Raw genomic sequence first — 10,117 nt, 5'->3', positions numbered from 1 at the left:
TACGGTCATGGGAAATGGTATCCGTAACTTGGTTGTCTTTCGTCCGAGCCCACAGAGAAACAGCGGCGGTGCCGTTTCGGGGAAAAAAACCCCCCGCCCCCCCCCCCCCCCCCACCCCCCCCCCCCGCCCCCGGAGCGGGCGGGCGTGAGCGTCAGTGGACGTCGCCCATGAGCGTGACGACCCGCTTGCGGTACATCGCCAGCGCGAGGCCGGCGACGATCGCCATGCCGCCCTGGACCGCGAAGTACCAGCTGCTGCCGACCACCTTGTCGCCCAGCACCAGCTGGAAGATGGCGGCCACGCAGTCACCGGCGGTGACGGCGAGGAACCAGACGCCGACCATCTGGCTGGCGTACTTGGCGGGCGCCAGCTTGGTGGTCACGGACAGGCCGACGGGGGAGAGGGCGAGCTCGCCGACGGTCTGGACCAGGTAGACCATGGCCAGCCACAGCGGGGTGACCTTGGTGTCGCCGGTGGCGGCGGCCATCGCCAGCATCATGACCATGAAGGAGGCGCCGATCATCAGCAGACCGAAGGCGAACTTCATGGTGGTGCTGGGGTTCTTCGACCGGCGGGCCAGGGCGACCCAGAGCCAGGCGAAGACCGGGGCCAGCGCCATGATGTACAGCGGGTTGAGCGACTGGAACCAGCTGGACGGGAAGTTGATCCCGAACAGCGTCGAGGCGGTGTGGTCCTTGGCGAAGACGTTCAGCGTCGAGCCGGACTGGTCGTAGATCATCCAGAACACGGCGGCGGCGACGAAGAACCAGATGTAGCCGCTCATCTTGGACTGCTCGTCGGCGCTGAGGTCCTTGTCGCGCTTCACCTTGGCGAACACGAAGAAGGGGATCGCCAGGCCGGCGATGGACAGCGGCCAGACGGCCCAGTCGATGGTGAAGTGGCCGGTGGAGACGACGATGCCGTAGAAGACGACCGCCGCGGCCAGCCAGATGCCGGCCTTGCGGAAGATCTTGCGCTTCTCGTCCGCGCCGATGGGCGAGGTCACGATGTCGCTGGTGGGGCTCAGGTGGCGGGTGCCCAGCAGGAACTGGAGCAGGCCGAGCGCCATGCCGATGCCGGCCAGGGCGAAGCCCAGGTGCCAGTCGACCTTCTGGCCGACGGTGCCGACCACCAGCGGGGCGAAGAAGGCGCCGAGGTTGACGCCCATGTAGAAGATCGTGAAGCCGCCGTCGCGGCGCGGGTCGTTCGGGCCGTCGTAGAGGTGGCCGACCATCGTGGAGATGTTGGCCTTGAGCAGGCCCGAGCCCACCGCGATGCAGACCAGACCGGCGAAGAACGCGCCGGTGAACGGCACGGCCAGCAGGAAGTGGCCGAGCATGATGATCGTGCCGCCGATGGCGACCGTCTTGCGGGCGCCGAGGAAGCGGTCGGCGATCCAGCCGCCCGGGAGGGCCAGCAGGTAGACCATGGCCGTGTAGACGCTGTACACGGCGCCGGCGGTCGCCAGCTTCATGCCGAGGCCGCCGTCCGTGACGGAGGCGGTCATGTAGAGCACCAGCAGGGCGCGCATGCCGTAGTAGCTGAAGCGCTCCCACATCTCGCTCAGGAAGAGCGTGGCGAGCCCTCGGGGGTGACCGAGGAAGGTCTTGCCGCTGGGCGAGGCCGGGGTGAGGCCGGCTTCCAGGGTGGTAGACGCCATGAGTAGGGGTTCCTTGCCTGACAGCGTCCGCCAAGGGGGGTGGCGGCGGACGTGGACGGAACCACTCTACGTGGCGATATTTAGCGTTATCAGATGACAAAAGCCACGAATCAGGTATGGGAATGGCAAAGTCCGTGACAGATCTGCCCGATCTATCCATGGTAGACGGGCAAATTTCCCTTCAATTTCAAGATTGGAGGCCGGATTCTTCGCCGAACGGGCGGTCTGCGACGGCGTGTTGAGCCTGGAGGGGCTCTTGTGTAACGATCACGCTCTGTGAACTACCTCACAAGGCAGTCCGCCATACCCGGGCGGACTACCATCACCACATGACCTGTGTGCTGCTCGCCGAGGACGATCCGGCGATCTCCGAACCGCTCGCCCGAGCCCTGCGACGTGAGGGCTATGAGGTGCTCGTCCGCGAGGACGGTCCGACCGCACTGGCCGCGGGCCTGACCGAGGAGGTCGACCTCGTCGTCCTCGACCTCGGCCTGCCCGAGATGGACGGCCTGGAGGTCTGCCGTCGCCTGCGCGCCGACGGCAAGAGCTGCCCCGTCCTGGTGCTCACCGCCCGCGCGGACGAGGTGGACACCGTGGTCGGCCTCGACGCCGGTGCCGACGACTACGTGACCAAGCCCTTCCGCCTGGCCGAACTGCTCGCCCGCGTCCGCGCCCTGCTCCGGCGCGGCAACGTCGACCAGCTCACCACCGGCGCGCACGGGGTGAAGATCGACATCGAGTCCCACCGCGCCTGGCTCGGCGAGGAGGAGCTCACCCTCTCCGCCAAGGAGTTCGAGCTGCTGCGCGTCCTCGTCCGGGACGCCGGCCGGGTGGTCACCCGCGAGGAGATCATGCGGCAGGTCTGGGACACCACCTGGTGGACCTCCACCAAGACCCTGGACATGCACATCTCCTGGCTCCGCAAGAAGCTCGGTGACGACGCGGCGAACCCGCGGTACATCGCCACCGTGCGCGGAGTGGGGTTCCGGTTCGAGAAGAATTAGCCCCGTACGGAGAACGCGGCCGGGAGTCGGCCGATGAAGCGGAGCACCTCGGGGAGCGGCAGCGTGAAACGCCGGATGATCAACTCGCTGCTGGGCGTCGTCCTGGTGGTGGTCGTGGTGTTCTGCGTGCCGCTCGCCCTGGTCGAGAAGCGCACCATCGTCAACTCGGCCCAGGACCGGGTGGACGCGTCCGCCGTCCGGGTGCTCGCCCTGGTCGAGAACCGGCTCTCCGCGGGCGAGCCGGTCACCGGCCGGGCCTTCGACAACCAGGTCACCGAGGGCAGCTACGTCGAGGTGCAGATCCCCGGCCAGGACGTCGTCTCCAGCGGCGAACGCCTGGCCGGCGGCCACCTGCTGAAGGCCGTCGAACGCGGCAACAGCGGCGAGGTCGTCACCGTCGAGCAGTCCCGCGCGGACGTCGACCACGAGATCGCCAACATGCTGCTGCTGCTCGGCGTGGTCGCCCTGCTGGCCGTCCAGGCCGCCGTGGCGCTCGCCGTCTGGCAGGCCAAACGGCTCGCCCGGCCGCTCACCGACCTGGCCGAGACCGCCGAACGGCTCGGCTCCGGCGACCCGCGCCCCCGCGACCGCCGCTACGGGGTGCCCGAACTCGACCGGGTCGCCGAGGTGCTGGACACCAGCGCCGAGCGGATCGCCCGGATGCTCACCGCCGAACGCCGGCTCGCCGCCGACGCCTCGCACCAGCTGCGCACCCCGCTCACCGCGCTCTCCATGCGGCTGGAGGAGATCACCGCCCTCGCCGAGGAGCCGGAGACCGTCAAGGAGGAGGCGACCATCGCCCTCCAGCAGGTCGAACGGCTCACCGACGTCGTCCAGCGGCTGCTCACCACCCAGCGCGACCCGCGCAGCCCCACCGCGGTGGCCTTCGACCTGGACGAGGTGATCAAGCAGCAGGTCGAGGAGTGGGGCCCGTCGCTGCGCGAGACCGGCCGGGTGCTGTCCCTGGAGGGCCTGCACGGGGTCACCGCCGTCGGCACCCCGGGCACCGTCGCCCAGGTGCTGGCCACCCTGATCGAGAACTCGCTGATGCACGGCGCCGGGACGATCACCCTGCGGGTCCGGCCCTCCGGCACCTCGGTGGTGGTCGAGGTGCAGGACCAGGGCGCCGGCGTGCCGCCGGACCTCGGGAACCGGGTGTTCGAGCGCGCCGTCAGCGGCCGCAACTCCACCGGCATCGGCCTGGCCGTCGCCCGCGACCTCGCGGAGGCGGACGGCGGGCGGCTCGAACTGCTCTCGCTGAAGCCCGCGGTGTTCGCGCTCTTCCTCGGCCGCAGCCACGCGGACTGAGCCGGGGCGGGCACGGTCGGGAGTGCGGCCGTCCAGAGCGGCCGGCCGGCCGGCTACTCGGCCTTGGCGTAGCGGATCTGCTCGGCGGCCAGCATCAGTTCGGCCTGGGCGGCCAGCTCCTGGCCGCTGGTGTCGTTGGTGCCGCTGGTGTCGCCGGTGCCGCTCGCTTCCTGCGCGACCGGCTCGGGCAGCGCCTTGAACACCCAGGTCCGGTACGAGAAGAAGCGGAACACGGTGGCCACCGCGAGGCCGGCCACCTTGGCGCCCAGCTGCTCGTAGTGCGAGTCGAGGCCGAGCACGTACACCGAGAAGCCGAGCACCCCGGTCTCGATCAGCATGCCGATGCCGCTGTACACCAGGAACAGCGTGATCTCCCGCTTGCGCGAGGCGGCGTCGCGGTCCCGGTACAGCCAGTAGCGGTAGCCCAGGTAGTTGGTGGCGATGGCGATCAGCGTCGCCGCGATGTTGGACCGCAGCGAGGCCAGGCCCAGCCCGTTGAGGCACACCCAGAACACGGCGAAGTTGACCACCACGCCGCTCAGGCCGACCAGGCCGAACTTCACCACTTCGCCTGACAGCCCCCGCAGTTTCTGCGAGAGCGAAGGGCTCGAAGCTGCGGTCGTCGCCATACCGGGCTGCCTCCATGTGCCTGCGGGTCGAAGAGCGGATCGCGTGGACGCGTCCACCCCTTGAGCCCTGCGTGCACGCACATGATCGGACTGCGCAGACCAGGACCTAGCCGTCCAGGCTACCCGCTTCCACCGAACGGCTCAGCCCCCAGGGCTCCGGGTTGACTGGGACGTCCAGCCCACCCCAGCGGTTCCACCGCCCCCGACCGGCCCGGATATCCTGGCGGGGTGACTTCCCCGGGCAATGTGAATTTTCCAGTGGTGGGCATGATCGGCGGCGGGCAGTTGGCCCGCATGGCACACCAGGCGGGCATCCCGCTCGGGGTCAGGTTCAAACTCCTCGCCGACACGCCCCAGGACTCCGCCGCACAGGTGGTCTCCGACGTCGTCCTCGGCGACTACCGCGACCTCGACACGCTGCGCCGCTTCGCGGCCGGCTGCGACGTGATCACCTTCGACCACGAGCACGTCCCCACCGAGCACCTGCGGGCCCTGGAAGCCGACGGCATCGCCGTCCGGCCCGGCCCGGACGCGCTGGTCAACGCCCAGGACAAGGGCGTCATGCGGGCCAAGCTCGACGCCATCGGCGTGCCCTGCCCCCGGCACCGGATCGTCGCCGACCCGGCCGACGTCACCGCCTTCGCCGCCGAGGGCTCCGGCTACCCGGTCGTGCTGAAGACCGTCCGCGGCGGCTACGACGGCAAGGGCGTCTGGGTCGTCGCCGGCGAGGAGGACGCGCAGGCGCCGTTCCTGGCCGGCGTCCCGGTGCTCGCCGAGGAGAAGGTCGACTTCGTCCGCGAACTCGCCGCCAACGTCGTCCGCTCGCCCAGCGGCCAGGCCGTCGCCTACCCGGTGGTGGAGAGCGTCCAGGAGAACGGCGTCTGCGCCGAGGTCACCGCCCCCGCGCCCGACCTCGACCCGGCCCTCTCCGACGAGGCCCAGCAGCTGGCGCTGCGCATCGCCGGCGACCTCGGCATCACCGGCCACCTCGCCGTCGAACTGTTCCAGACCAGGGACGGCCGGATCCTCGTCAACGAGCTCGCCATGCGCCCCCACAACTCCGGGCACTGGACCCAGGACGGCGCCGTCACCTCGCAGTTCGAGAACCACCTGCGGGCCGTCCTCGACCTCCCGCTCGGCGACCCCCGGCCGCGCGCCAAGTGGACCGTCATGGTCAACATCCTCGGCGGCGACTACCCGGACATGTACCACGCCTTCCTGCACTGCATGGCCCGCGACCCCGGCCTGCGGATCCACATGTACGGGAAGGACGTGAAGCCCGGCCGCAAGGTCGGCCACGTCAACGTCTTCGGGGACGACCTCGACGACGTCCGCGAGCGCGCCCGCCACGCGGCCGCCTACCTGCGAGGAACGATCACCGAATGACCTCCTCCCCTTCGAGCCCGCTCGTCGGCATCGTCATGGGCTCGGACTCCGACTGGCCCGTCATGGAGGCCGCCGCCCAGGCCCTCGACGAGTTCGAGATCCCCTACGAGGTCGACGTCGTCTCGGCGCACCGGATGCCCCGCGAGATGGTCGCGTACGGCGAGAACGCCCACCGGCGCGGCCTCAAGGCCATCATCGCCGGCGCCGGCGGCGCCGCCCACCTGCCGGGCATGCTCGCCTCCGTCACCCCGCTGCCCGTCATCGGCGTGCCGGTGCCGCTGCGCTACCTGGACGGCATGGACAGCCTGCTGTCCATCGTCCAGATGCCGGCCGGCGTCCCGGTCGCGACCGTCTCGGTGGCCGGCGCGCGCAACGCCGGCCTGCTCGCCGTGCGGATGCTGGCCGCGTTCGACCCCGAACTGACCGAGCGGATGACCGACTTCCAGGCCGAGCTGAACAACCAGGCCACCGAGAAGGGCAAGAAGCTCCGCGCCAAGGTGGCCGGTTCCTCCTCCTTCGGCTTCGGCAAGTAACCCCGGTGGTGGGGGTGGGGTAGAACAGCCGGTATGACTACCGATCCGGACTCCCCCACCCCGCTGGACCGCGCCCGGGCCCTGCTGCGCACCGCCCCCGTGGTCGACGGCCACAACGACCTCCCGTGGGCGATGCGCGAGCAGGCCGGGTACGACCTCGGCGCGGTCGACCTCGCCGCCGACCAGAGCGACCGCCTGCACACCGACCTCGCCCGCCTCGCGGAGGGCGGGGTCGGCGCGCAGTTCTGGTCCGTCTACGTGCCGACCCGGCTGGCCGGCGACCACGCGGTGAGCGCCACCCTGGAACAGATCGACTTCGTCCACGCCCTGGTCGAGCGCTACCCCGACCGGCTCCGGCTCGCCCGCACCGCCGACGACATGGAGGCCGCCCGCGCCGAAGGCCGGATCGCCTCCCTGATGGGCGCCGAGGGCGGCCACTCCATCGACTGCTCGCTCGCCACCCTGCGTGCTCTCCACGAGCTCGGCGTGCGGTACCTGACGCTCACCCACAACGACAACGTGCCGTGGGCCGACTCCGCGACCGACAAGCCGGCGGCCGGCGGGCTGACCCGGTTCGGCGAGGAGGTCGTCCGGGAGATGAACCGGCTCGGCATGCTCGTCGACCTCTCGCACGTCTCCGCCGACACCATGCGCGACGCCCTGCGGGTCACCGAGGCGCCGGTCGTCTTCTCGCACTCCTCCGCCCGCGCCGTCTGCGACCACCCGCGCAACATCCCGGACGACGTGCTCGCCCAGCTGCCCGCCAACGGCGGCGTGGCGATGGCCACCTTCGTGCCCAAGTTCATCCTGCCCGCCGCCATCGAGTGGACCCTCGCCGCCGACGAGAACATGCGTGCCCACGGCTTCCACCCGCTCGACACCACCCCGCCCGCGATGGAGCGCCAGCGCGCCTTCGAGGCCGCCAACCCGCGCCCGATCGCCACCCCGGCCACCGTCGCGGACCACCTCGACCACCTGCGCGAGGTCGCCGGCATCGACCACATCGGCATCGGTGGCGACTTCGACGGCACCGCCTTCCTGCCCGACGGCCTCGACTCGGTGGCCGGCTACCCCAACCTGGTCGCCGAACTCCTGCGCCGGAACTGGTCCGAGGCCGACCTCGCCAAGCTCACCTGGCACAACGCCGTCCGCGTCCTGCGCGACGCCGAGTCCGTCGCCGCCGGGCTGCGGGCCAGCCGCCGGCCGTCCATCGCGACCATCGCGCAGCTGGACGGCTGACGCTCCTGTTTCAGCCGAGCCGCGGGATCTCGATGGCCGGGCACCTGTCCATCACCATGGACAGCCCGGCCGTCCTGGTCCGCGCGTACGCGGCCTCGTCCACCACCCCGAGCTGGAACCAGACGGCCTTCGCCCCGGCCGCCACCGCCTGGTCGGCCACCTCCCCGGCCAGCGCGCTGTTCACGAACACGTCCACCACGTCGACCGGGAACGGGATCTCGGCGAGCGAGGCGTAGCCGGGCTCGCCGAGGACCGTCTCGGCCTTCGGGTGCACCGGCACGACGCGCTTGCCGTACCGCTGGAGCACCCCGGCCACCCCGTAGGCGGCCCGGGCGGTGTTGTCGGACAGGCCGACCACCGCCCAGGTGTCGCCGGTGCCGGTGAGGATCTCGCGAACCGTCGCGTCGTCGCCGTAGCTCGTCATGCCGGTGCCAACGACGACCACGGGCGCCGGATTCCCGCAGGCGTCAGCTGGGGCGGCCGAGGGCGCGGTACGTCCAGCCGGCGGCGCGCCAGGCGTCGGCGTCCAGGACGTTGCGGCCGTCGAGGAGACGGCGCTCGGCGACCACGGCGCCGAGGTCGGCCGGGTCCAGCTCGCGGAACTCGGCCCACTCGGTGAGGTGCAGGACGACGTGGGCGCCCTCGGCGGCCTCCAGGGCCGAGTCGGCGTAGGCGAGCGAGGGGAACATCTTGCGGGCGTTGTCGACGGCCTTGGGGTCGTAGACGGTGACCTGGGCGCCCTGGAGCTGGATCTGGGCGGCGACGTTGAGCGCGGGGGAGTCCCGGATGTCGTCCGAGTTGGGCTTGAACGCGGCGCCGAGGACGGCCACCCGGCGGCCCAGGAAGCCGCCGCCGCACTGCTCGCGGGCCAGCTCCACCATCCGGGAGCGGCGGCGCATGTTGATCGAGTCGACCTCGCGCAGGAAGGTCAGCGCCTGGTCGGCGCCGAGTTCGCCGGCCCGGGCCATGAACGCCCGGATGTCCTTGGGCAGGCAGCCGCCGCCGAAGCCCAGGCCGGAGTTGAGGAACTTGCGGCCGATCCGTTCGTCGTGCCCGAGCGCGGTGGAGAGCAGCGTGACGTCGGCTCCGGCCGCCTCGCAGACCTCGGCCATCGCGTTGATGAAGGAGATCTTGGTGGCCAGGAAGGAGTTGGCGGCGGCCTTCACCAGCTCGGCGGTCGCGTAGTCGGTGACCAGGAACGGCACCCCGGCCGCGATCGGCTCGGCGTACACCTCGCGCAGCAGCTGCTCGGCGCGCTCGCTGTGGGCGCCGACGACGATCCGGTCCGGGCGCAGGGTGTCCTGGACGGCGAAGCCCTCGCGCAGGAACTCCGGGTTCCAGGCGAGCTCGGCGCCCGCGCCGACGGGTGCCAGCGCGGCCAGCCGTTCGGCGAGCCGGCTCGCCGAGCCGACCGGCACGGTGGACTTGCCGACCACCAGGACCGGGCGGGTCAGGTACGGGGCGAGGCCGTCGATCGCGGTGTCGACGTACGACATGTCGGCGGCGAACTCGCCCTTGCGCTGCGGGGTGTTGACGCAGACGAAGTGCACGTCGCCGAACTCCGCGGCCTCCTGGACGGAGCTGGTGAAGCGCAGCCGGCCGGTCGAACCCTCGTGCCCGGCGACGTGCTTGAGTAGCAGCTCGGACAGCCCCGGCTCGTACATCGGGACGCGGCCGGCGGTCAGCGTGGCGATCTTGTCGGGGTCGATGTCCAGGCCCAGCACCTCGAAGCCGAACTCGGCCATCGCGGCCGCGTGCGTGGCACCGAGGTAGCCGGTGCCGATCACGGAGATGCGGAGGGTCACGGGTTCCCCTTTGTGCGGACTCGACCTGTACGGGTGCCTCTGATGCTATCCGCCCCGACGGATCCGGCCTCGATCGCCTGTGCGCCGGGGACGCTAGGCAGCCGCAGGTCGGAGCCCTAGGATCTCTACTGAACGGTAGTTAACCCCGGATTGACTTCGATCACTGGACGAGGCGGGCATCATGGCGGGCAGCGCAGGGGCGGCTGACTTCGATCTCTTCCGTATCTCCGAGGAGCACGAGATGCTCCGTGAGGCGGTGCGTTCGCTGGCCGAGGCGAAGATCGCTCCGTTCGCGGCGGAGGTGGATGAGCAGGGGCGGTTCCCGCAGGAGGCGTTGGACGCGTTGCGGGGGAGTGATCTGCATGCGGTGCACGTGCCGGAGGAGTTCGGTGGTGCGGGGGCGGACGCGCTGGCGACGGTGATCGTGATCGAGGAGGTGGCGCGGGTGTGTGCGTCATCCTCGTTGATTCCGGCGGTGAACAAGCTGGGTTCGTTGCCGGTGCAGTTGTCGGGTTCGTCGGAGTTGAAGGCGAAGTACCTGGGGGCGTTGGC

General features: G+C 70.8%; 10 protein-coding genes. 6 read left to right on the top strand and 4 right to left on the bottom strand.

From position 1 onward, the window contains the following. Positions 1-152: 152 nt before the first annotated feature. Positions 153-1,661 carry a peptide MFS transporter gene (locus AC07BF_RS24505; RefSeq protein ID WP_363588034.1) on the bottom strand — a complete coding sequence of 503 codons (1,509 nt, stop codon included), beginning with the start codon at positions 1,659-1,661 and terminating at the stop codon, positions 153-155. Between the two features lie 329 nt (positions 1,662-1,990). Between AC07BF_RS24505 and AC07BF_RS24500 the strand changes: the two genes are divergently transcribed. Beyond that, positions 1,991-2,665 (top strand): response regulator transcription factor, encoded by a 675-nt coding sequence (locus AC07BF_RS24500; protein WP_030290974.1) that lies wholly within the window; start codon positions 1,991-1,993, stop codon positions 2,663-2,665. A 63-nt stretch (positions 2,666-2,728) separates the two neighbouring features. Beyond that, positions 2,729-3,973 carry an ATP-binding protein gene (locus tag AC07BF_RS24495; RefSeq protein WP_363588083.1) on the top strand — a complete coding sequence of 415 codons (1,245 nt, stop codon included), beginning with the start codon at positions 2,729-2,731 and terminating at the stop codon, positions 3,971-3,973. Between the two features lie 53 nt (positions 3,974-4,026). Here AC07BF_RS24495 and AC07BF_RS24490 read toward each other — a convergent pair whose 3' ends face one another. Next, positions 4,027-4,602 (bottom strand): GtrA family protein, encoded by a 576-nt coding sequence (locus tag AC07BF_RS24490; RefSeq protein ID WP_363588032.1) that lies wholly within the window; start codon positions 4,600-4,602, stop codon positions 4,027-4,029. Positions 4,603-4,848: 246 nt separating this feature from the next. On the opposite strand from AC07BF_RS24490, the gene AC07BF_RS24485 reads away from it, so the two are divergent. The 3 genes from AC07BF_RS24485 to AC07BF_RS24475 are packed head-to-tail and all read left to right on the top strand — an operon-like array spanning position 4,849 to position 7,760. Further along, positions 4,849-5,988 carry a 5-(carboxyamino)imidazole ribonucleotide synthase gene (locus AC07BF_RS24485; protein WP_363588030.1) on the top strand — a complete coding sequence of 380 codons (1,140 nt, stop codon included), beginning with the start codon at positions 4,849-4,851 and terminating at the stop codon, positions 5,986-5,988. Further along, complete coding sequence (gene purE, locus AC07BF_RS24480) at positions 5,985-6,521, top strand: 5-(carboxyamino)imidazole ribonucleotide mutase (protein ID WP_063349101.1); 537 nt, start codon at positions 5,985-5,987, stop codon at positions 6,519-6,521. Before AC07BF_RS24485 ends, purE begins: the two co-directional genes overlap by 4 nt. Positions 6,522-6,554: 33 nt before the next feature. Continuing rightward, the gene (locus tag AC07BF_RS24475) at positions 6,555-7,760 is read left to right on the top strand and encodes a dipeptidase (RefSeq protein ID WP_478333918.1); all 1,206 of its coding nucleotides are present in this window, start codon (positions 6,555-6,557) and stop codon (positions 7,758-7,760) included. Positions 7,761-7,770: 10 nt separating this feature from the next. Here AC07BF_RS24475 and AC07BF_RS24470 read toward each other — a convergent pair whose 3' ends face one another. Both AC07BF_RS24470 and AC07BF_RS24465 read right to left on the bottom strand, forming a co-directional pair. Next, on the bottom strand, positions 7,771-8,184 hold the full coding sequence (locus tag AC07BF_RS24470) for a CoA-binding protein (RefSeq protein ID WP_363633225.1): 414 nt from the start codon (positions 8,182-8,184) through the stop codon (positions 7,771-7,773). Between the two features lie 43 nt (positions 8,185-8,227). Further along, positions 8,228-9,565 carry a UDP-glucose dehydrogenase family protein gene (locus AC07BF_RS24465; protein WP_363588024.1) on the bottom strand — a complete coding sequence of 446 codons (1,338 nt, stop codon included), beginning with the start codon at positions 9,563-9,565 and terminating at the stop codon, positions 8,228-8,230. 181 nt (positions 9,566-9,746) lie between these two features. On the opposite strand from AC07BF_RS24465, the gene AC07BF_RS24460 reads away from it, so the two are divergent. After that, the coding region (locus AC07BF_RS24460) for an acyl-CoA dehydrogenase family protein (RefSeq protein ID WP_478333917.1) at positions 9,747-10,117 on the top strand (371 nt) is incomplete at its 3' end.

It is taken from the genome of Kitasatospora sp. NPDC043950, from assembly GCF_056435345.1.
This window is presented reverse-complemented; position numbering and strand designations above follow the sequence as displayed.